The organism is Roseibium sp. (genome assembly GCF_051016195.1).
Taxonomy (GTDB): domain Bacteria; phylum Pseudomonadota; class Alphaproteobacteria; order Rhizobiales; family Stappiaceae; genus Roseibium.
This window is the reverse complement of sequence record NZ_CP134616.1, coordinates 892542-913795: the sequence shown is the minus strand read 5'-3', so window position 1 is coordinate 913795 and position 21254 is coordinate 892542. Positions and strand designations below refer to the sequence as shown.

19 protein-coding genes and 1 other RNA gene are annotated in these 21254 nt (G+C 59.1%); 14 read left to right on the top strand and 6 right to left on the bottom strand.

Annotation, left to right across the window (positions count from 1 at the left end):
• The first annotated feature begins 20 nt into the window (after positions 1-20).
• From RDA78_RS04175 to RDA78_RS04155, 5 genes are all read left to right on the top strand, one after another.
• A complete protein-coding gene (locus tag RDA78_RS04175; protein WP_434056098.1) occupies positions 21-1901 on the top strand; it encodes an extracellular solute-binding protein in 1881 nt (626 codons plus the stop codon).
• Positions 1898-3778 carry an extracellular solute-binding protein gene (locus tag RDA78_RS04170; protein ID WP_434054099.1) on the top strand — a complete coding sequence of 627 codons (1881 nt, stop codon included), beginning with the start codon at positions 1898-1900 and terminating at the stop codon, positions 3776-3778. Before RDA78_RS04175 ends, RDA78_RS04170 begins: the two co-directional genes overlap by 4 nt.
• A 64-nt stretch (positions 3779-3842) precedes the next feature.
• Complete coding sequence (locus RDA78_RS04165) at positions 3843-4964, top strand: microcin C ABC transporter permease YejB (RefSeq protein ID WP_434054098.1); 1122 nt, start codon at positions 3843-3845, stop codon at positions 4962-4964.
• Between the two features lie 3 nt (positions 4965-4967).
• Positions 4968-6179, top strand: coding sequence for an ABC transporter permease (locus RDA78_RS04160; protein ID WP_434054097.1), 1212 nt, complete (start codon positions 4968-4970; stop codon positions 6177-6179).
• A complete protein-coding gene (locus RDA78_RS04155) occupies positions 6172-7803 on the top strand; it encodes an ABC transporter ATP-binding protein (protein WP_434054096.1) in 1632 nt (543 codons plus the stop codon). The genes RDA78_RS04160 and RDA78_RS04155 overlap by 8 nt, the downstream gene beginning before the upstream one ends.
• A 39-nt stretch (positions 7804-7842) precedes the next feature.
• On the opposite strand, the gene RDA78_RS04150 is transcribed toward RDA78_RS04155, so the two are convergent.
• The 5 genes from RDA78_RS04150 to RDA78_RS04130 form a co-directional block, all read right to left on the bottom strand.
• Positions 7843-9870, bottom strand: a complete 2028-nt coding sequence (locus RDA78_RS04150; RefSeq protein WP_434054095.1) for a putative bifunctional diguanylate cyclase/phosphodiesterase — start codon at positions 9868-9870, stop codon at positions 7843-7845.
• A 120-nt stretch (positions 9871-9990) separates the two neighbouring features.
• Entirely contained in the window at positions 9991-11202 is a 1212-nt protein-coding gene (locus RDA78_RS04145) for a lytic murein transglycosylase (protein ID WP_434056097.1), read from the bottom strand.
• A gap of 69 nt (positions 11203-11271) precedes the next feature.
• Complete coding sequence (locus RDA78_RS04140; protein ID WP_434054094.1) at positions 11272-11850, bottom strand: histidine phosphatase family protein; 579 nt, start codon at positions 11848-11850, stop codon at positions 11272-11274.
• Positions 11850-12794 carry an NAD(+) diphosphatase gene (nudC, locus tag RDA78_RS04135; protein WP_434054093.1) on the bottom strand — a complete coding sequence of 315 codons (945 nt, stop codon included), beginning with the start codon at positions 12792-12794 and terminating at the stop codon, positions 11850-11852. Before nudC ends, RDA78_RS04140 begins: the two co-directional genes overlap by 1 nt.
• Positions 12795-12873: 79 nt before the next feature.
• Positions 12874-13290: an HIT domain-containing protein gene (locus tag RDA78_RS04130; RefSeq protein WP_434054092.1), complete on the bottom strand. Its 417-nt coding sequence runs from the start codon at positions 13288-13290 to the stop codon at positions 12874-12876.
• 147 nt (positions 13291-13437) lie between these two features.
• Between RDA78_RS04130 and RDA78_RS04125 the strand changes: the two genes are divergently transcribed.
• The 7 genes from RDA78_RS04125 to RDA78_RS04095 all read left to right on the top strand — a co-directional run bounded on the left by RDA78_RS04125 (position 13438) and on the right by RDA78_RS04095 (position 19391).
• The gene (locus tag RDA78_RS04125; RefSeq protein ID WP_434054091.1) at positions 13438-14073 is read left to right on the top strand and encodes a LysE family translocator; all 636 of its coding nucleotides are present in this window, start codon (positions 13438-13440) and stop codon (positions 14071-14073) included.
• An 80-nt stretch (positions 14074-14153) separates the two neighbouring features.
• An RNA gene (ffs, locus tag RDA78_RS04120) (signal recognition particle sRNA small type) lies at positions 14154-14251 on the top strand.
• 166 nt (positions 14252-14417) lie between these two features.
• Positions 14418-16355, top strand: a complete 1938-nt coding sequence (locus RDA78_RS04115) for a DNA polymerase III subunit gamma/tau (protein ID WP_434056096.1) — start codon at positions 14418-14420, stop codon at positions 16353-16355.
• Between the two features lie 86 nt (positions 16356-16441).
• Entirely contained in the window at positions 16442-16762 is a 321-nt protein-coding gene (locus RDA78_RS04110; RefSeq protein ID WP_434054090.1) for a YbaB/EbfC family nucleoid-associated protein, read from the top strand.
• Between the two features lie 246 nt (positions 16763-17008).
• Entirely contained in the window at positions 17009-17617 is a 609-nt protein-coding gene (gene recR, locus RDA78_RS04105; protein ID WP_434054089.1) for a recombination mediator RecR, read from the top strand.
• Positions 17618-17731: 114 nt separating this feature from the next.
• The gene (locus tag RDA78_RS04100; protein WP_434054088.1) at positions 17732-18430 is read left to right on the top strand and encodes a sulfate transporter family protein; all 699 of its coding nucleotides are present in this window, start codon (positions 17732-17734) and stop codon (positions 18428-18430) included.
• 55 nt (positions 18431-18485) lie between these two features.
• Positions 18486-19391 (top strand): glutaminase, encoded by a 906-nt coding sequence (locus RDA78_RS04095; RefSeq protein ID WP_434054087.1) that lies wholly within the window; start codon positions 18486-18488, stop codon positions 19389-19391.
• A gap of 65 nt (positions 19392-19456) precedes the next feature.
• On the opposite strand, the gene RDA78_RS04090 is transcribed toward RDA78_RS04095, so the two are convergent.
• A complete protein-coding gene (locus RDA78_RS04090; RefSeq protein ID WP_434054086.1) occupies positions 19457-20164 on the bottom strand; it encodes an MIP family channel protein in 708 nt (235 codons plus the stop codon).
• A gap of 294 nt (positions 20165-20458) precedes the next feature.
• Here RDA78_RS04090 and sdhC point away from each other — a divergent pair, with 294 nt between their 5' ends.
• Positions 20459-20857, top strand: a complete 399-nt coding sequence (sdhC, locus tag RDA78_RS04085; protein WP_434054085.1) for a succinate dehydrogenase, cytochrome b556 subunit — start codon at positions 20459-20461, stop codon at positions 20855-20857.
• 10 nt (positions 20858-20867) lie between these two features.
• Positions 20868-21251, top strand: coding sequence for a succinate dehydrogenase, hydrophobic membrane anchor protein (gene sdhD / locus RDA78_RS04080; RefSeq protein WP_434054084.1), 384 nt, complete (start codon positions 20868-20870; stop codon positions 21249-21251).
• Positions 21252-21254: the final 3 nt, after the last annotated feature.

Below are 21254 nucleotides of genomic sequence, written 5' to 3'. Positions count from 1 at the left end.
GAAACGGGACGGAGAAACCGATAGTGTTTTCACGGCGTCAATTTAATAACGCAGCCGCGGCGGTCGGGTTTGCAAGCGTGGTGTCCATTGCAGCGGTGCCTGCCAGTCTTGCCGAAGCAGCGGAGCCTGAATGGCAGCACGCGTCGGCATTGAACGGAACACCCGGCTACGGCGCCGCCGCCGTCCATTTCGATTATGTGAACCCCGATGCTCCCAAGGGAGGGACGGTACGTCTCGCAACGAGCGGCGGTTTCGATACGTTCAACTTCATCTTGACCAAGGGCAACCCGGCCCCGGGTATCTTCAACATCTATGAAAGCCTGATGGAGCCTTCGCTGGACGAGTACGACATCAGTGCCCAGTATGGCGCACTTGCAGACGCTGTCCGGTTTCCAGATGATTATTCCTGGGTCGAGTACCGTCTCAACCCGAACGCCAAGTGGCACGATGGCGAGCCGGTTACGGTTGACGATGTTGTCTGGTCCTTCGAAAAGTCGATAGAACACAATCCGCAACGCAAATTCTACTATCAGAACGTCACGGACGTTGAAGCGGTCGGGGAGAACGCCGTCCGGTTCACATTTGATTCCGTCGGCAACCGTGAATTGCCCAAGATCATGGGCCAGCTGTACATCATGCCCAAACACTGGTGGGAAGGAACAAACGAGAAGGGTGAAAAACGTGACATTTCACGAGGCACCCTGGAACCGCCGCTCGGTTCCGGCCAGTACCGGATCAAGGACTTCTCCCCGAACAGAAATGTGACCTATGAAAGGGTCGACGATTATTGGGGCAAGGATCTGCCGATCCGGGTCGGCACCGGTAACTTTGACGAAATCCGGTACATCTCGTTCCTGGACGACGCCGTTCAGTTTGAAGCCTTCAAGGGTGATCAATACGATTATCACGTGGAGCGCAGTTCCAGCCAGTGGGCGAAACGCTACAATTTCCCCGCCATTGAGGATGGCCGCGTGGTCAAGGAAATTTTCCCCGACAAGTCATCGGGCGTCATGCAGGGGTTCTTTTTGAACCTGCGCCGGGACAAGTTTCAGAACCCGGACCTTCGCAGGGCCTTGAACTATGCCTTCGATTTCGAGACAACGAACGAAATCGTCTCCGCCAATCTGTTGAAGCGGGTCAATTCCTATTTCGCCGGAACCGAACTCGCGTCGTCGGGCCTGCCGGAAGGCAAGGAACTTGAAATCCTCGAGGAGGTCAGGGACATGGTCCCGCCGCAGGTCTTTACCGAAGAATTCAGGAACCCGGTTGGCGGCGATACGCGCAAGGTTCGCGAAAATTTGCGCGAAGCGGTGAAGCTGCTGCGCGATGCCGGCTACGAACTCAAGGATCGCAAGATGATAAACGCTGCGACCGGCGAGCAACTTGAGATCGAGTTCATCTATCGGGACAAGGCAAGTGAACGCACGCTTTTGCCTTACGCCAAGAATCTGGAAACCATCGGCATAAAGCCCGTCCTTCGCCTGATTGATGCGTCGCAATTCATCAATCGCATTCGAAGCCGCGACTTCGACGCGGTGACATTGGCGATAGGACAGTCCCTCTCGCCCGGTAACGAGCAGCGCGAATACTGGGGATCCGAGGCTGCGGACAATGCGAGTTCCGCCAACTACATGGGCATCAAAAATCCGGCTGTCGACAAACTGATCGACAAGATCATTTTTGCGGAGGACCGCGAAACGCTCGTGGCGGCCACCCATGCGCTCGACAGGGTCCTGCTGTGGAACCATTACGTTGTCCCGCAGTTCTATACCGATGAAACAAGAACGGCGCGCTGGAACCGTTTTGGCCATCCGGAGGAGATGCCGGAGTTCAGCACCGGGTTTCCGGACATCTGGTGGTACGACGAAAAACTTGCGCAAGAAACAAAGGCAATTCAATGAGCGTGTTCACGACCCCTTCGCGCAGGCAATTGCTCAAGCTGACCGGAGCAGCGGCCGTGACGGCCTCGCTGCCCCTGGTCCGGAGTGCCGCGCATGCGTCTGCCGGAGGGCCACGTCACGGACTTTCGGTCTTCGGCGACCTCAAATACGGGCCGGACTTCACGCATTTCGAATACGCCAACCCTGACGCTCCCAAGGGTGGAACCTTCATCTTTCAGGCGCCCTACTGGTACTACAACCAGAACACCCTGACCTACAACACGTTCAATTCCTTCATATTGAAGGGCGATGCGCCTCCGCGCATGGAGCTGTGCTTCGACACGCTGATGGTGCGCGCCTATGACGAACCTGATGCCATGTACGGCCTGATCGCGGAGACGGTGGAGATCTCCGAAGACGGCAACACCTACACGTTCAACCTGCGGCCGGAAGCCCGTTTCCACGACGGTTCCAAGCTGACCGCGGAAGATGTCGCCTTTTCGCTGATGCTGCTCAAGGGGGAGGGGCATCCGCAAATCAGCCAGAACATCCAGGAGCTTGAGGACGCGGAAATTCTGGACGAGTATCGCGTTGCGCTGCACTTTTCCGGAAATCAGTCGCGGCAGTTGCCGCTGCTTGTTGCCGACCTGCCGATTTTTTCCAAGCGCTACTACACCGCCTATGATTTCAAGCAGAGCACCCTGACCTCACCGCTTTCTTCCGGCCCCTTCAAGGTTGGCAGGCACGCCGTCGGGCGTTTTGTGGAATATCACAAGGTGGAGGATTACTGGGGCAAAGACCTGCCGGTCCTTAAGGGACAGAAGAACTTCGACGTTGTGCGCGTGGAGTTCTTTCGAGAACGTCAGATCGGTTTTGAGGCCTTCAAGAAAGGCGACATGACCTATCGCGAGGAATTCTCGTCCAAAATCTGGGCGACGGAATACAACTTCCCTGCGGTGCAGGACAAGCGCGTGGTCAAGAAGGAGTTTCCGGACGGGCGTCCCTCCGGCGCACAAGGCTGGTTCATCAACACGCGGCGCGAAAAATTCAAGGACCCCCGCGTCCGCCGTGCGCTCAGCTACGCTTTCGACTTCGAGTGGTCGAACAAGAACCTCTTCTACAATCTCTACCAGAGGACCGAGTCCTTTTTTGAGAACTCCGACATGAAGGCGGAAGGAATGCCGAGCGGTGAAGAGCTGGCATTGCTTGAGCCCTATCGCGGTCAGCTTCCCGAAGAGGTTTTTGAAACGGCCTACCTGCAACCGGTCAGCGACGGCTCGGGAGCGGACCGGTCGCTTTTGCGTCAGGCGAGCGCGCTGCTGCAGGACGCAGGCTTTACGCGAAATGGCGGAAAGTTGCTCGGGCCGGACGGCAAGCCCTTTGCGATTGAATTCCTGAACAATACCAAGGCGTTTGAACGCATCATCAATCCCTACCTCAAGAACCTTCAGAGGCTGGGGATCGATGCGAGTTTCAGGCTGGTCGACGCGGCTCAGTACCAGTCGCGGCTGAATGACTATGACTTCGACATTTGCTCGCGGCGCTATTCGCTGAACGCCACCCTCTCCGAGGCGATCCGCACGTCCTGGGGGTCCGAGGCCGCGGCGACACCGGGGACCTACAACATCGCCGGCATTTCCGACCCCGTTGTCGATGCTCTGATCGACAAGGCCCTGGAAGCGGATACACGCAGTGAGATGGTCGTGGCGGCTCGGGCGCTTGATCGGGTTCTCAGATCCGGTCACTACTGGGTGCCGCAATGGTTTAAACCTGTGCATAACGTTGCGGTATGGGACATGTTCGGGCATCCGGACGTTACGCCACGCTATTTCTTTCCGGTGGAAGATCTCTGGTGGATAGACCAGGAAAAAGCGGAAAAGATCGGCAAAGCCGGGTAAAACCTGAAAGTGGCAGTTTCAGTGCGCTTCATAAGTCCAAAGAAAAAGGGAACGAAGTAACCCCATGGGCGCCTATATCCTACGCCGTTTGCTGCTGATGATACCGACCCTTGTCGGGATCATGGCCATCAACTTCGTCATTATTCAGTTTGCGCCCGGTGGTCCGGTTGAAAGGGTTATCGCCCAGCTTCAGGGAACGGATGTTTCGGCGACTTCGCGCATCAGCGGGGGTGGTGGCGATTTCGCCGGGGCCGGCAACGACGCCTCGGGCGGCAGCGGTTCTGCGGCGGATGGTGTTACCTCGAAGTATCGCGGAGCCCAGGGCCTCGACCCTGAGTTCATCAAGGAGCTTGAGGCGCAGTTCGGTTTCGACAAGCCGCCGATCGAGAGGTTCCTGACGATGCTCTGGAACTACGCCCGGTTTGATTTCGGCGAAAGTTATTTCCGGGATATCCGCATTATTGATCTCATCAAGGAAAAGCTACCGGTTTCGATCTCGCTCGGGCTCTGGATGACCCTGATCTCCTACCTGATTTCGATTCCCCTCGGCATCCAAAAGGCGGTCAAGGACGGCAGCAGGTTCGACATCTGGACGTCCGGCATCATCATCGTCGCCTACGCAATTCCCGGTTTCCTGTTCGCGGTATTGCTCATCGTCCTGTTTGCAGGCGGGTCCTTCTGGGATTTGTTCCCGTTGCGCGGGCTGACATCCGACAACTGGGCGGAGCTGTCCTGGCCGGCACGGATCGCCGATTATTTCTGGCACCTGGCTCTTCCTCTGACGGCAATGGTGCTCTCGGCCTTCGCAACGACGACCCTGCTGACAAAGAACTCGTTCCTCGACGAGATCCGAAAGCAATATGTCGTGACCGCCAAGTCCAAGGGACTTACCGAAAGGCAGGTCCTTTACGGTCACGTTTTCCGGAACGCGATGCTGATCGTGGTGGCGGGTTTTCCGGGTGCTTTCATCTCGTCCTTCTTCGCAGGGTCCCTGCTGATCGAGACGATTTTCTCACTGGACGGTCTGGGTCTGCTCGGTTTCGAATCCGTCATCAATCGTGACTACGCCGTTGTTTTTGCCACACTCTACATCTTCTCGCTCATGGGCCTGCTGGTGAACCTGATTTCGGACCTGACCTACACCTGGATCGATCCACGGATCGATTTCGAAAGCCGGGAGGTCTGAGACATGGATTCACGCCTCGACAACGAATTGGAACGGGCCGGCTATGACGTCTACAATCCGCTGCCGGAGGAAACAGCTCCGCCGCCAAGGAAACTGCGCCTCACCCCGATCAACCGGAGGCGTCTGGAAAATTTCAAGGCCAACCGGCGCGGCTACTGGTCCTTCTGGATTTTTCTGGTCCTGTTCATCCTGGCCCTGATGGCCGAATTCCTCACCAATGACCGTCCGATCCTCGTCTCCTTCAAGGGCGACCTGCTTGTTCCCGCATTGGTCGATTATCCTGAAGACAGGTTCAATGACGACCCGCTTGCGTTTCCGGTGACGGATTATCGCGATCCGTACATTCAGGACCTGATCAACGAGCACGGCTGGATGCTTTGGCCGCCGTTGCGCTATTCCTACAGGACCGTGAACCGGGAACTGCCGGTGACGGCGCCGTCGCCGCCCTCCTGGACGTTGGACAAGGAAACCCGTTGTGCCCGCTACCCGCTCGGGGCGGACGACCCGAATTGTGTGATCGGCAACTGGAACTGGCTTGGAACTGATGACCAGGGCCGCGACGTCCTGGCCAGAACCGTCTATGGGTTCCGCATATCGGTGCTGTTCGGCCTGGCGCTGACACTGGCCTCTTCCGTAATCGGCATTGCGGCGGGTGCGGTGCAGGGATATTACGGCGGCTGGGTCGATCTGTTGTTCCAGCGGTTCATCGAAATCTGGACGGCGGTGCCGACGCTTTACCTCATCCTGATCGTATCCTCGTTCCTGGTGCCCGGCTTCTGGACCTTATTCGGGATCCTGCTGGCGTTTTCCTGGGTTGCCCTTGTCGGGGTGGTGCGAGCCGAGTTTCTGCGGGGCCGGAACTTTGAATACATCTCCGCGGCGCGCGCGCTTGGCGTCTCGAACCCGGTGATCATGTGGCGGCATCTTTTGCCCAATGCGATGGTGGCGACACTGACCTTCATGCCTTTCATCCTGAATGGTTCGATTTCAACGCTCACGGCGCTCGATTTCCTTGGCTTCGGACTTCCACCGGGGTCCGCCTCGCTCGGCGAGCTTCTCGCCCAGGGCAAGAACAATCTTCAGGCGCCCTGGCTCGGCCTTACCGGCTTCTTCGTTCTGTCGATCATGCTGAGCCTGTTGATCTTTGTCGGCGAAGCTGTGCGTGACGCCTTTGATCCGCGCAAGAGCCTGGTGCAGGGAGGCGCCAATGGCTAGCCGCACGCTCATCTCCGTCAAGGACCTTTCGGTCGCCTTCGCCCAGGGCAAAGGCCAGTCGCTTGCCGTCGACAGGATATCCTTCGACATCGACAAGGGCGAGACGATCGCCCTCGTCGGCGAAAGCGGCTCCGGAAAATCCGTATCCGCGCTCTCGATCCTGAAGCTTCTGCCCTATCCAGCGGCGTCTCATCCGTCCGGCGAAATCCTGATGAACGGAGAGGATCTTCTGAAGGCGAGCGACAAGGAGTTGCGCAAGATCCGCGGCAACGCGGTGTCGATGATCTTTCAGGAACCCATGACGTCGCTCAACCCGTTGCATACGGTTGAAAAGCAGATTTCGGAGGTCCTGCGTATCCACCGGGGCATGGGCGAAACCCAGGCGCGCCAGCGGGTGCTGGAATTGCTCAATCAGGTCGGCATCCGCGAGGCGGAAACAAGGCTGAAATCCTATCCGCACCAGCTCTCCGGCGGCCAGCGCCAGCGCGTCATGATCGCAATGGCGCTGGCCAACGAGCCCGATCTCCTCGTCGCCGACGAACCGACGACCGCTCTTGACGTGACCGTGCAGGCGCAGATCCTGGAGCTCTTGAAGAAATTGCAGCGCCAGCAGGGAATGGCGATGCTTTTCATCACCCACGATCTCGGCATCGTGCGAAAATTCGCAGACCGGGTGTGCGTGATGACAGACGGCAAGATCGTCGAGCAGGGGCCGGTTGCGGAGATCTTCGACAATCCGCAGCATAACTACACCAAGCATCTGCTGGCAGCCGAACCCAAGGGCGAACCGCCTCAAACGGACAAGTCCAAGCCAATCGTGGTGCAGGCGGAGGATCTGAAAGTGTGGTTCCCGGTGAAGCGTGGCCTGCTGCGCAAGACCGTCGATCACATCAAGGCCGTCGACGGCATCGACATCGAGGTGAGGCAGGGTCAGACACTGGGCATTGTCGGTGAAAGCGGCTCCGGCAAGACAACGCTCGGTCTTGCGATCCTGCGCATGATCTCGTCGACGGGACGGATTTCGTTCGACGGAACCGAGATACAGCAGAACTCGTGGAAGCAGATGAAGCCTCTGCGCCGGGATATGCAGATCGTTTTCCAGGACCCGTTCGGCGCCTTGTCGCCGCGCATGTCGGTCGCCGATATCGTCGGCGAGGGGCTGCAGGTCCATTTCCCGGAAATGTCGTACGAGGACAGGGATCGGAAAGTTGCCCAGGCCCTCGTCGAGGTCGGACTGGAGGCGGGCATGCGGCACCGGTATCCGCACGAATTTTCGGGTGGCCAGCGGCAACGGATCTCGATCGCCCGTGCGATGGTTCTGGAGCCCAAGTTCGTCATGCTCGACGAGCCGACCTCCGCGCTCGACATGAGCGTCCAGGCGCAGGTTGTCGATCTCCTGCGCGATCTGCAAAAGGCGCATGGCCTCGCGTACCTGTTCATTTCGCACGATCTGAAAGTTGTGCGGGCGCTCGCGAACGAAGTCATTGTGATGCGGCAGGGCAAGGTGGTTGAGGCCGGGCCCTCGGAGCAGATATTCGACGCACCGAAAACGGACTACACCCGTGCGCTCATGGCCGCCGCATTCCGCATGGAAACGGCTCCGGAAGGTGTCGTGAGCATCTGATGCGGCTTTGACGCGCGACGTCTTGACCGCATCGCGAGATCAGCCCGCTGCCGAACCGGCCCGATTGCCGATGAGACGCCGGGCGTAGTCAAGAGCAGCCGTTTCGTCCAGGGGTTCGGAGAAGAAATAGCCCTGGCCGAGGTTCGCGCCGGTTGAAATGGCGAGGTCCAGTTGGGTCTGATCTTCGATGCCTTCGACGACCACTTCCTTGTTCAGCCCCTTTGCCATTTCGACGATTTTCACGAACAGGAAGTGTTTTTCGTCGTCTCGGGCGATGTCCTGAAGAAAAGAGCGGTCGATCTTGATTTCATCGAAGACCAATTGCTGCAGGTAGCGAAGAGACGAATAGCCAGTGCCGAAATCGTCCAGGGCAACGCGGATACCGTTGGCACGCAACCTGCTCAAACTCTCGTTCGCCGTTTCGATGTTCTCAACAAGCACGCTTTCGGTGACTTCGATCGTGACACTGTCGGGCGCAAGGCTGGCTTGCCTCAGACAGGTGACGATCTTTTCGGCGATGTTGGGCGTTCTGAAGCCGAGCGCGGAAATGTTTGAACTGATTCTCACGGGCACACCCGTCCGGGACGATGCCGTGACAGCGAAGCGTGCACCGTTCATGAGCGTCGCAAGATCCAGGTCGAGAATGGTGCCGGTTTCTTCCGCGATCCTGACAAATTCGCTCGGGCAGACGGATTTCGAGTTGAGGTCCCAACGCGCCAGCGTCTCGAACTCGACGGGCCTTCCGCTCGAAAGACAGACTTTGGGCTGAAACACGACGTTCAGTTCGTCACGCTTGATGGCCTGGGGAAGTGCCGAGGTGATGAGCGATCGGCGTTTCAGGTCCTGAAGAATGTTTTCGTTGAATTGGCAGAACTGGTTCTTGCCGCCATTCTTTGCTGCATAAAGCGCCGCGTCGGTGTGTTTCAACAGTCCTGAAATGTCATGGTGGCGTCCCGGCACGCAGACACATAAACCGATGGATGAGCTTGGCTGAATCGCGCAGCCATTGTGAGTCACCTGGCAGCCGATGAATTCTACCAGCCGCGATCCGAGCGCATGCATCGACGGGTACGTCGCCGACTGCGGAATGATCATGGCAAATTCATCGCCGCCCAGACGGGCTGCCAGCCCGCCGCCTTCGACGGCAATCTGTTTGAGCCTGGTTCCGACTGCGACAAGCAACGCATCACCGGCATCGTGCCCCATGGTGTCGTTGACTGACTTGAATTCATCAAGATCGATCAGGGCGATAAAGAAAGCCGCTTCAAGACCCTCGCCACACAGATCCTTCAGCCTGTCCATGAACACGGAGCGTCTGGCAAGACCGGTCAGGGAATCGTGTGACAGGACGAAATTGGAGTGGGCCTCAGCCTCTCTTTGCTGCCGCTCGAGCTTGACCTGTCCTTCGAGTTCGACAATCGCTCTTGTCCGCCGGTGTTCCCGGTTTGCCAGCAGTTGGTAACCGAACAGCAAAAGCCCAAACGCGACCCCGGCGTAGCCAAGCCCCCTTACGACGTAAGCAGTCAGATCCGATTCCACGACGAAGGCACCCATTACGTCTCCAACAGCGTAACGGTCGGTGCCGAGTTCCCGGTTGTGACAGGAGACGCAGACCTCCGATCTCGCAAATGTCGGAAAGATCGAGCGACCGATCACGCGCCAGTTTTCGACGCGCAGTTCTTCATGAATGCCTGCATCCCTGGTCCCGGCGATGCGATCGATTTCCTCGGCAACATGCACAAGAGGCTCCGTGAAGCCGAGTTCGGCTCCCGGTGGGCCCGGAACCCTGACCGTTACGGGCGCATGGCTGGTATTGCCGAGCCGGGCCTGGAGAAACGTTTCCAGACCCATGCGCCTGAATGCAGCCGGTAGCGGCATGCCTTCAGTGTGCTCTTCCGCGTACTGTCCGACGAAAGCCTCGGCAAGTTGAACAATCCGCGCCCTGTCATCCGCTTCCGTACGGCTGAATTCCCAAAGGGAAACCGAAAAAAAGGACAGTGCGAGTACCAGTGCGCCGGTGAAAACCAGAGACGCAGATCCAAGAGACTGGTGTCGAAAAGGTCCCATGCTAGCCAATATTACCAATATAATCAGTATTTCGGCTAATTTTACATGAGTCTCATTACTGAATCATTTAGCGATGGTCGGATATTATTTGCGTTTGTAAAAGCTTACTTAAGGCTAATTTCACCCAACCCAACAGGTCGCAAAGAAACCGTTCTTCTCCTGGTCCTTGCCGATTGACCGGCGTGTCTTGAAGCCGATCAGACCGTCGGCGCCGCCGACATCATGGCCGAGACCTTCAAGGCGGACCTGGAGGTTGCGCACAGCTCCGCGCGTTGTGTCCTTCATCGGTTTCCAGCCGGCGACAAATGGTTTGTTGCTGCCATAGCGGTCCGCAAGGTGGCCGACGAAAAGCGCGTAGGTGTCGCTTTCGTTGTACTCCTTGAGGACATAGAAATTTTCCGTGGCGATGAATGCCGGGCCGTAGCGGCCGGCAGGCAGCAGAATGTTGCCCGGACGGTTGATCTCGTGGTCCGGGAAGGGTTTTCCGCTGACGCGCTTGACGCCCTCGCCGACAAACCTGGAGATTTCCTGACGATTGTCAGGGCCCTCGCGGGTACACGAAACGGTTTCCGGGAGGACAACTTCGTAGCCCCAGTCGCGTCCCTTCTGCCACCCGTGCGCAGCCAGGTAGTTGGCGATCGACGCCATGGTGTCGACTTGGGACATCCAGATGTTGCGTTTGCCATCGCCGTCGAAGTCGACGGCATATTTCAGGTAGGAAGACGGCAGGAATTGCGGTTGCCCCATGGCCCCGCCCCAGGAACTGCGCATCGCACCGCGCGACACGTCGCCATTCTGCAGAATTTTGAGGGCAGCGATCAGTTCGTCTTTGAAGAAGTCGGCACGCTGGCCCATAAACGCCTGCGTTGCCAGCACCCGCAGGGCGTCATGCGGGATCTTGGCGCCGCCATAGCCCGATTCACGGGCCCAGATCGCCAGGATGATGCGCTTGGGTACACCGTACTTTGCTTCGATCCTTTGAAGCGGCGCGGCGTGCTTCTGCATCAGGCGTCGCCCGCCGGGAACGAGCGAGTTGAACTGGCTGTCCCGGAAATACCGCTGCGGCGAGCGGAATTCGGCCTGGAAATTGACCTTGGGCGGAGCGCCCTTGCCGCCAGGTCCGACAAGGCCGGGCAGCGACGTATCCGGCGTGAGCCCGGCCAGTTCCCTATCGAGGGTCGATTGGGAAATGCCTGCTCGTCTGGCCTCCGGGATGACGGTGTCGTTCAGAAACTGGCGAAACTGGGCATCATATTTTCCGGCATATGCCGTGCCTGTCAGGGCAACATGTGAAATCAACAGCGCGGCAAGGGCAAGTGTCAGACCTCGGATCACGGCAGGCTCCAGCAATTGAATCTCGGCGGCGAGCTTACCACGATGCGCGCCGAAGTCCGACCGGCTTCAAACCTCAATCCAGCCCAAATCATCAGCCGCCTGTGTCATGAGCCAGTCTTTTTCGAACCGGTACCAGCTGCCGCCGCGCTTTTGATCGTGTGATCTCGATATCGCCGAACCCATGAGATGGCACATCAGCAGTGTGCCCGCCGCGCCGTGACCGGCAAAGAGAACCGGCATCTCGGGTGCGATGCCTGAAAGCACGTCCCGGACACCGTCCACAATACGCGCCTGCGCGTCGACCGCGCGTTCCCAGCCGCGGACGGAGATAGTGGGCTCGGCGAAGAACTGATCGGCAACCGCCTCGAATTCGGCAGGAGGCAGAAAGCCGGTTGCCGATCTGTCGTTCTCATGCAGGTCCTCACGCACGAGCGGCGTGATGTTGCGGTGTGCGGCAAAAAACGCAGCGGTCTCGATGGCCTTTTTTTCGCCGCTGGAAACGACCGCTCCGATCCCGGAAGCAAAGGCAAGCTCGGCCGCCTTTTGTGCGCGCACTCGGCCAATCTCCGAAAGCCCCCAGTCAGGAACCGGGACCGCCGGGTCGATGGCGACTTCAGGATGAGTCAGGTAAATGCACCAGGTCATCAGATACGGTCCTCGAGCCAGCCGACGATCAGCTCGTAGGCGATCGAGATCGATGGCGGTATCCGGTGTTCCTCCGGATGCGTGCCGTCGATCATCTGGCGCACTTCGTCCCGGTCGCACCATTTGCAGGCCTCAAGTTCGTCATCGGCAATCTCGATTTCGAAAGAGGTGGCGGTGCCGATGCAGCCAAGCATGAGATTGGCCGGGAAAGGCCAGGGTTGGTTGGAGACAAGAGAAACGTCGCCGACCCGGATCCTGCTTTCCTCGAACACTTCGCGCCTGACAGCCGCCTCGATGGTTTCCCCCGGTTCCATGAAACCGGCCAGAGTGGTGTAAACACCTTCCGGCAAACGTGCGGGCCGCCCGAGCAAAGCCCGGTTTTCGTGTGTGATCAACATGATCACACACGGGTCTGTGCGCGGGAAATGAGGCGCGCCGCAGGACGGGCAGTCGCGCCGGTATCCGCCTTCGGCCATGTGGGTCTTGGCACCGCAGCGCGAGCAGTGCTGGTGGGTCCTGTGCCAGTGTATGAGCGCGCGTGCCTGGGCCAGGACACTGAGGTCCTCTGCCGAAAAGGCATTCTGGAGAGCAAGATTGCGCAGGTCCTGAACGAGCAGGTCTTCCCTTGCCTCCAGATCGTCGTCACCATGGGGCAATGTTGTTGCGAACAGCGGCTGTCCGCTTTCCGGTCGAAGGCCGAGGAACACCATCTCGTCCGCGCTTGCACCGAGCGCCAGCGCCGCATTGAACGCGTGCCCTATGCCTTTGTCCGCTCCACCCTGAAACACCAGCGTCTTGTCCGTTGACAGCACGATCCGCGTTTCGGGTCGTTCGAGCAGGCCCTTCAGGTAGCTGCTTTCTCCGCGCCGTTCCGACTGCCTGTCGAGGGTATTGTCGATAAAGCTCATCTCCATTGCCTGGAGACTGGCGGCGGCTGGTCGCATAGTGGTGTCCCTGAAAATTTTTGGGCAGGAAATAGTTCGCGCGGACTGTAGAGCCGCGCGGATGGTGTGTCCAGCGGGCCTATTGCGTGACGGTGAGAGCGTCCCTGAGCTCCTCGATCAGCCTGTCGGCATGCTCCGGCTCATAGTCCCGTGGCGGAACGACGCCCCAGACAGGACCTGGCCAGGCACTGTCATCGCGAAACCGGGCGATGACATGCACATGAAGCTGCGGCACCTGGTTGCCGAGTGCGCCGACATTCAGCTTTTCGCATTCCGTTACCTTTCGCAGAGCTGTGCTGGCAAGCGAAATTTCCCGCATCAGCTGCATCTGGTCGCTGTTGTCGAGATCGATGATTTCAACCAGGTCGGATTTGCGCGGCACGAGCAGCAGCCACGGGTAGTTGGCATCCTTCATCAGCCGCACCGCCGACAATGGCAGATCGGCGACGAAAAGGCTGTCGCCTTCAAGGCGCGGATTAATGGCAAAGGAAGTCATGGTCGGATATCCGGTCGCTTCGGTCGACGGACGCACGAAGTTCACGGGCCCGCCAAATTGCTTTCGCCCAGCATATGGGTAGATTGCTTGCGAAGCGAACCAGTTTTCGCAAAAAATTCCGCTGCCGCGCCAATTCCGGATTTTGCCATGCCACTTGAAACGCTTCTCAGTTTTGCCCTTGTTGCCGCACTCCTGGTCATGTCGCCCGGGCCAAATGGTGTTCTCATCGCGAAAACCGTGCCGACATCCGGAAAAAGCGCGGCCGCCTTCAACATTGCCGGTTTCGTCGGCGCGTTTTTCCTGCATGGAACGCTGTCGATCCTGGGCATCTCTGTCATCCTGGTGCATTCCGCGGAGGCGTTCTTCGTCGTCAAGATGCTGGGGGCGGTGTATCTGGTGTGGATCGGCTTGAAAGCGCTGCGCGATGCCCTGACGGGGCGCGTGCTTGCAACCGGTCCCGTTGCCCCGGCCCGGCGCCGGCGTACCATGGTCCGGGCCCTTGGCGAGGGGTTTTTGACCAACGCGCTGAACCCGAAGGTTTCCATGTTCTATCTCGCCGCCTTTCCGCAGTTTATTCCCGAAGGCGCGGGCGCTGTTGCGGCTGCGTTCTCACTGGTTGCCGCCCACGCGCTTATCAACGTCCTATGGTTCGGCGCAATGGTGCTGCTGCTCTCCCGTGTCACGAAGGCTGCGGGAAGCCCGGCCTTTCAGCGCTGGCTGAAAGGCATAACCGGTCTGGTGTTCATGGGATTTGGCCTGAAACTGGCGACGCTGCGCCCCTGACGCAGCCATTTCCCCGGCGAACAAAAAACCTCTGGTGGCCTCTTGCCAAACCCCAGGGGGCATCTGATATAAGGCGCTCGGGAGGTTGGTGGTGGACGAGCCACTCGCCAACCGGGTCAGGTCCGGAAGGAAGCAGCCCTAACGAGCCTCGGCACGGGTCGCCGTGCCAGCCTCCCACCCGCTCGCATGATGCATTCATGCGCAGCCGCCGCCTTCGGGCGGCGTGTTTGTTTGTGCCGGCCAAAATGGCACCTGCGACGGTGGTTGCACACGCCGATCCGCATTTCACAGAAAAACGCAATCTTGCCGTCCCCATTCTCGAAAAAGACGGTATGGTGCCGCTCATGGACGAGTCAGGTTTTCCGCAGGAAGGTGCACCCGCACCGGCGACCAACAGCAATTCTGAGTCTGGCACTCACGGCCAGGACGGTGCGTACCGTGTTCTGGCCCGTAAGTATCGCCCGAAGAACTTCGAGGATCTGGTTGGTCAGGAGCCGATGGTGCAGACGCTGGAAAACGCGTTTGAAACCGGACGGATTGCCCAGGCCTGGATGCTGACCGGTGTGCGTGGTGTCGGCAAGACGACCACCGCGCGGATCCTGGCGCGGGGGCTCAATTATGAAGTGCCTGGAGAAGCGGAAAAACCGACCGTTAAACTTGAGCGGGAAGGCACTCATTGCAAGGCGATCATGGAAGGTCGTCATGTCGACGTGATCGAAATGGATGCGGCCTCCCACACGGGCATCAACGACATCCGCGAGATCATCGACGCCGCGCGCTACCGTCCGGCGACTGCGCGTTACAAGGTCTACATCATCGACGAAGTCCACATGCTGTCCAACGCTGCCTTCAACGGGTTGCTGAAGACGCTCGAGGAACCGCCCGAGCATGTGAAGTTCATTTTCGCGACGACCGAGATCCGCAAGGTGCCGATCACGGTCCTGTCGCGGTGTCAGCGGTTTGATCTCAGACGCATCGACCAGTCCAAGATGATCGGCCTGCTGCGCCGGATCTCCGACGCAGAGAACAACCGGATTTCCGATGAGGCGCTGCTGCTGATCGCCCGGGCCGGAGAGGGGTCTGCGCGCGATTCGCTATCCCTGCTCGATCAGGCCATGGCGCATGGAACCGGTGCGATCGAGGCAGATGATCTGCGTCAGATGCTGGGCCTTGCCGACAGGGCGCGTGTCATTGACCTTTTCGGACATCTCATGTCGGGCAGCATCGAGGAGGCACTGGCCGAACTTCAGGCCCAGTATGAGGTCGGTGCCGACCCGGCGATCGTCCTGACGGATCTGGCGGACTTTACCCATCTGGTCACCCGCATGAAAGTGGCACCCAAATCGGCGGACGAGGCCACGGTGACGGAAGCCGAACGGGCGCGCGGCAAGGAGTTTGCCGAAAAGATTTCCGTGCGCCTGCTGTCACGCGCCTGGCAGATCCTGTTGAAAGGCGTTCAGGAAGTCCAGACCGCGTCCAAGCCCCTTCAGGCTGCCGACATGGTGCTGGTGCGGCTTGCCTATGCAATCGACCTGCCGGATCCGGGCGAACTGCTGTCTCAGGTCAAGAACGGGCAAAATCCGCTGGCGCCAGCATCTGGTCCCGCTGGGCAGGCCGGTCATGGGTCAGGACCTTCCGGCGGCGGCGCTCAGGCAATGGCGGTTGGCATGCCGCCGCCAGCCAGCGACCCCGGCCCGGGCAATGGCGGAGGTGCGCCGTCGATGCAGGCGGCAGGAAGGCCGCAGCTTTCAGCGATAAGCGGGGGCCTGCCGAAACAGGCACCGGCTACAGGCAAGGCCGAGACGCAGCCGCAACAAGTGCCGGAATCGGCGCAGTCCGCGCTGAAGAACCTTCACGATTGCGCCGCCCTGGCCTCGGAAAAGCGCGACATCCCGATGAAGGTTGCCATTCAGCGGCAGATGCGCCTGGTGAAATTCCAAGCGGGCAAGATCGAAATCCAGCCAACGGACGACGCGCCTGCCGATATTGCCGGCGAATTCGGGCGCAAGCTCACCGAATGGACAGGGCAGCGATGGTTCGTTGTGGTTTCCCGCGAGCACGGCCGGCCGACGATTCATGAGGAACAGGAAGCCAATCAGCAGCAACTCCTTTCCGACGCCAAGTCGCACCCGACGGTCTCCGCCCTGCTCAGCCAGTTTCCGGGGGCAAAGGTTGTCGACGTGAAGGTGCAGGTCACCGAGGAAGACGAAGCAGCCCTTGCCGATCCCATGGTGAGCGACCCGTTGCTCAACGAGGCCCTCGGCGACGATGAAGACGATTGATCGAACGCGGTTGTTCTTCTAAATGCTGACCCCAGATTAACAGACAAAGGGCGAACCCCGCCTGAGTGATTGCAAGGAGAGATCCCATGGACTTCCTCAAGATGATGAAGCAGGCCAAGGAAATGCAGGAGCAGATGGGCTCTCTGCAGGAGCAGATCATCGATATCGAGGTCGAGGGCGTTGCGGGCGCCGGGCTCGTGAAAGTAACCCTCAACGGCAAGAGCGATCTGAAAGGACTCAAGATCGACCCCTCGCTTTTGAAGGAAGATGAAGGCGAGATTCTGGAAGACCTGATCATGGCCGCCCACACTGATGCCCGGGTGAAGGTCGAAATGGCCATTCAGGAAAAGACCCAGGAACTCATGGGCGGTCTCGGACTTCCGGCCGGGATGAAACTGCCGTTTTGAGGTTCGCCCTCCGGCAGCGAGGCTCGTGAAGGCAACCTGGGCATCTGCCCCTCATCCGGCCGTTCAGCCCGCCTCTTTCCCGAGTGAGAAGGGGCCGCTTCTGGAATTGTCAGAATCAGAAGGATAACCTCTCCCGTCGGGGGAGGTCGGGTCCAAGATCCGGGTGAGGAGGCAAGCGTTTCCGTGTCTCTATGGTAAGGCCTCACTTATGGGTCCGTACCCTATCCCCTCAAAGAAGACGAGCACATGGCACAAAAGAGCGTAGCGGGACCGGAAATCGAGCGGCTGATCCAGCTCTTGGCAAAGCTGCCGGGTCTCGGGCCGCGATCGGCTCGCCGTGCCGCGCTGCATCTCATCAAGAAAAAGGACCAGTTGCTGGTTCCGCTTTCCGAGGCGATGGGTGTCGCGGTCAACGAGATCGGCATCTGTTCGATCTGCGGGACTGTCGACACCACCGATCCCTGCACCATCTGCTCCGATCCCAAACGTGACGAGACTGTTCTCGTTGTCGTTGAGGATGTCGCCGACCTCTGGGCATTGGAGCGGGCGGGTGCCGTCAAGGCACGCTATCATGTTCTTGGCGGTACCTTGTCGCCTCTCGACGGCGTCGGCCCGGAGGACCTGAACCTTGCCTCACTGATCGATCGCTGCGGGTCCGAAAGCTTCAATGAAGTCATTCTGGCCATCAGCGCGACGGTGGAGGGACAGACCACGGCACACTACATCATGGATCAGCTCGCGCCGCTCGGCGTTAACGTCACCAAGCTGGCCCATGGCGTGCCTGTCGGCGGCGAACTCGATTATCTCGACGAGGGAACGCTGGCCCAAGCGTTGAAGGCGCGGACGCAGTTCTAGGTGATGGACTCATAAATGAGACCATCACCTAGGGTCGCGAACCTCCCGGTCTCTTGCACGCTTCCATCCCCGCACCTATGTCGGTGCTGTCGCTCACAAAGACTTGAAGGTTTCATGTTCCAAGCAGCTTCCCGCGCCATGTCGCAGGTATTCGAGCAGCCGTTTCGCAAAATTTTCTGGAAAATGCTGGGGTTCACGCTGGCGATCCTGATCGTGATATGGCTCGCCCTGCAGGGCATCGTCAGCCATCTTCTGGGCGTTGCCGCCACCGAATGGGGCGACGGCAGTGCCTGGATCAACTGGACGGAATGGTCGATTTCGATCCTGACCGGGATCGGTGCGGTCTTCGTGCTCGGATTTCTGATCGCGCCTATATCGGCGCTTCTCGCAGGTCTGTTCCAGGACGACATCGCCGATATCGTCGATGCGCGGGATTACCCCGCAGATCGTCCCGGCAGCGCCCTGCCGCTCTCCAAATCCCTGGTCCAGACCATCAAATTCACCGGTGTCGTGATCATCGGCAACCTCTTTGCGCTGCTGCTTCTGCTGGTGCCTGGCGTCAATCTCGTCGCGTTCTTCGTCGTCAACGGTTATCTGCTGGGGCGTGAATTCTTCGAATTCGCCGCCATGCGCTACCTGCCGCCAGCCGACGCCAGGGCGTTCCGGCGCGCACGCGGCGGTACGGTATTCCTTGCCGGTCTGATCATTGCCTGCCTGCTGGCCGTTCCGATCCTCAATCTGGTGACGCCGATTTTTGCGACCATCTTCATGCTGCATCTCTACAAGAAGCTTGCATCCGGGGCGGCGATCTGACGAACTGCTGCCGCTGGGCAAGCGGATTTACGCGAACGCCCGCCGGAGGAAGACAATGCAGGATTTGTTGCTTGAAATCGCCGAGGCGGCTGCAGGCAGTCCGGACAAGGGCAAGGTTGCCACCTATATTCCCGAGCTTGCCAGCGTCGACCCGGATCATTTCGGCATGGCCGTTGCGCTTGAAGACGGTCGTCTCCTGACTGCCGGTGACGCCGATGTCCCGTTTTCCATCCAGTCCGTTTCCAAGGTGTTCGCGCTTGCATTGGCCCTCGGCCGTGTCGGAGACCAGCTCTGGTACCGTGTCGGGCGCGAGCCGTCCGGGCTGTCCTTCGATTCCATCCTGCTCCTCGAACGGGAAGACGGCATCCCGCGCAATCCGTTCATCAACGCGGGCGCACTGGTGACGACCGATACCTATCTTGCGGGATCGAACCCGCGGGAGGCACTGGGTGAACTGATACGTTTCATTCGGGCTGCCGCCGACGATGACAGCATTCACATCAACGAAAAGGTGGCACAGTCCGAGCTGGTGACCGGCCACCGCAATTTTTCGCTCGCGCACTATCTGGCCTCACACGGCAACATGCGCTCCGATGTCGACAAGGTGCTCGGCACCTACTGCCATCAATGCGCGATCGAGATGAGTTGCCGCCAGCTGGCGCTCGCCGGACGGTTCCTGATCGAGGCGGAAACCGTTCCGGCCCTCGTTGCCGTCCAGCGCCGCCGCCGGATCAACGCCCTGATGATGACATGTGGCCACTATGACGGCTCCGGCGACTTCGCCTTTCGCGTCGGGCTTCCCGGCAAAAGCGGCGTTGGTGGCGGGATCCTGGTGATTTCACCGGGACGCGCTTCGATCGCCGTTTGGTCTCCTGGTTTGAACCGTTACGGCAATTCCAAGCTCGGTACGGAAGCCATGGAGACCTTTGCAAAACGGACGGGCTGGTCTGTTTTCGGGTGAGCCACGCTGCACGATTGGCAGCCGGAACAGCTCCGGCCGCCGATCAGGTTTCTAGGGGCATGTCCCTAGCTTTCTTCATCCGCTGCAAGCACGCCGGACTTGAACAGGAAACCGGCAGCCGCGCCGCCGATCAGCGGTGCGACGATGAAGAGCCAGACCTGTCCAAGCGCAGCAGGGTTGCTGGCAACGCCGATAATCGCCGGACCGAGAGATCGCGCCGGATTGACGGAAACGCCGGTGACGTTGATCCCGACGATGTGGATAACCACAAGCGTCAGACCGATCGCCAGGCCGGCAAGATGCGCGGGCGCACCCTTTTGTGTGACGCCGAGAATGCAGACGAGGAACAGGAAGGTCGCGACGATCTCGAAAATGAGTGCCGAGAGCATGTTGTATTCGCCGAAATTGCCTGCGCCCCAGCCGTTCTGACCAAGGCCGCCGTCCCAGCCTTCGGCCTTGCCGCTCAGGATGATCGCAAGAACCGCAGCGCCTGCCAGGGCACCGAGGACCTGAGCGATCCAGTAGGTGATGAGTTCATTCGCTGGCATCTTGCCGGCCATGAACACACCGAGGCTGACGGCCGGATTGATATGGCACCCTGAAATCATTCCGATCCCGTAGGCCATCGCGACGATGGACAGGCCAAACGCGAAGGCGATTCCCAGAACATCGATAGCGGTCGGTCCGGTTCCCATCCCGGCAATTACGGCTGCGCCGCACCCGAACAGGACAAGGGTGAAAGTTCCAACAAATTCTGCGATTGCTTTCTTCATGAAATTCGGCTCCTTTTACCGCCGGCCAGCGGCCCCACGTCACCAGAATAAAGATGACGTAGGGGAGAGTTACGCAATTTTGATCCGTTGGGAAGTGTAGATTTTTGTGCGCCGCAGAACGCAAAATCCGGGATCTGATCGATTTAAGTCCACAAAGGGCAAAGTAACTTTCCAGATTCTCCTTTTTGATGTTTTGACGCGACGGCTTCTTGGCGCTAGAACCTTTCTAGACAACGCACTGATTTCCTTACGTTTGCGTAAGCGTAAGGTAGCGTCGTACGGGAGAGGAATTCCATGTCGAACGCCGATATGCGGGGCAATCGCCCGCTGTCACCCCATCTTCAGATCTACAAGCCGATTCTGACGATGGTCATGTCCATCCTGCACCGCATCACGGGTGCGGCGTTGTATTTCGGGACAATCCTCCTTGCGTGGTGGCTGATCGCTGCCGCTGCCGGTCCGTCCTACTTCGACTTCGTCAACGAAATCTACGGTTCGTTCATCGGCCGGCTGATCCTGTTTGGCTTCACCTGGGCACTTGTGCACCACATGCTCGGAGGCCTGCGCCACTTCATCTGGGACATGGGTGCCGGCTTCGGCAAGGATGCGCGCGAGTGGCTTGCCAAGGCCACGATCATCGGTTCCGTCTCACTTACGCTGATCCTGTGGATCATCGGCTACATGGTTCGCTAAGGAGAGTGTCATGAGCGATATGCGCACCCCTCTCAACAAGGTTCGCGGACTGGGTTCTGCCAAGGAAGGCACGGACCATTTCTGGAAGCAGCGCATCACGGCCGTCGCCAATGTCGTCCTGATCAGCTTCTTTGTGATCCTTGTGATTTCGATCCAGGGATCGAGCCACGGCGACGTGATCGAAACCCTGAAGAACCCGCTGGTTTCGATCCTGTTCCTTCTGGTCATTCTCTCCGGTGTCTATCACATGAAGCTTGGCATGCAGGTGATCATTGAAGATTACATCCACGGTGAGGGGCTGAAGTTCCTCACGCTGATGGCAAACACCTTTTTCTGCGCCTTTATCGGCTTCGGCTGCATTTTCGCAGTTCTCAAGATTGGCTTTGGAGGCTGACCC

Bases quoted from the DNA above. Each gene is read 5' to 3' on its own strand.
- RDA78_RS04170 (WP_434054099.1), top strand. From the start codon at position 1,898: ATGAGCGTGTTCACGACCCCTTCGCGCAGGCAATTGCTCAAGCTGACC.
- RDA78_RS04165 (WP_434054098.1), top strand. From the start codon at position 3,843: ATGGGCGCCTATATCCTACGCCGTTTGCTGCTGATGATACCGACCCTT.
- RDA78_RS04160 (WP_434054097.1), top strand. From the start codon at position 4,968: ATGGATTCACGCCTCGACAACGAATTGGAACGGGCCGGCTATGACGTC.
- RDA78_RS04155 (WP_434054096.1), top strand. From the start codon at position 6,172: ATGGCTAGCCGCACGCTCATCTCCGTCAAGGACCTTTCGGTCGCCTTC.
- RDA78_RS04150 (WP_434054095.1), bottom strand. From the start codon at position 9,870: ATGGGACCTTTTCGACACCAGTCTCTTGGATCTGCGTCTCTGGTTTTC.
- RDA78_RS04140 (WP_434054094.1), bottom strand. From the start codon at position 11,850: ATGACCTGGTGCATTTACCTGACTCATCCTGAAGTCGCCATCGACCCG.
- nudC (WP_434054093.1), bottom strand. From the start codon at position 12,794: ATGCGACCAGCCGCCGCCAGTCTCCAGGCAATGGAGATGAGCTTTATC.
- RDA78_RS04130 (WP_434054092.1), bottom strand. From the start codon at position 13,290: ATGACTTCCTTTGCCATTAATCCGCGCCTTGAAGGCGACAGCCTTTTC.
- RDA78_RS04125 (WP_434054091.1), top strand. From the start codon at position 13,438: ATGCCACTTGAAACGCTTCTCAGTTTTGCCCTTGTTGCCGCACTCCTG.
- RDA78_RS04115 (WP_434056096.1), top strand. From the start codon at position 14,418: ATGGACGAGTCAGGTTTTCCGCAGGAAGGTGCACCCGCACCGGCGACC.
- RDA78_RS04110 (WP_434054090.1), top strand. From the start codon at position 16,442: ATGGACTTCCTCAAGATGATGAAGCAGGCCAAGGAAATGCAGGAGCAG.
- recR (WP_434054089.1), top strand. From the start codon at position 17,009: ATGGCACAAAAGAGCGTAGCGGGACCGGAAATCGAGCGGCTGATCCAG.
- RDA78_RS04100 (WP_434054088.1), top strand. From the start codon at position 17,732: ATGTTCCAAGCAGCTTCCCGCGCCATGTCGCAGGTATTCGAGCAGCCG.
- RDA78_RS04095 (WP_434054087.1), top strand. From the start codon at position 18,486: ATGCAGGATTTGTTGCTTGAAATCGCCGAGGCGGCTGCAGGCAGTCCG.
- RDA78_RS04090 (WP_434054086.1), bottom strand. From the start codon at position 20,164: ATGAAGAAAGCAATCGCAGAATTTGTTGGAACTTTCACCCTTGTCCTG.
- sdhC (WP_434054085.1), top strand. From the start codon at position 20,459: ATGTCGAACGCCGATATGCGGGGCAATCGCCCGCTGTCACCCCATCTT.
- sdhD (WP_434054084.1), top strand. From the start codon at position 20,868: ATGAGCGATATGCGCACCCCTCTCAACAAGGTTCGCGGACTGGGTTCT.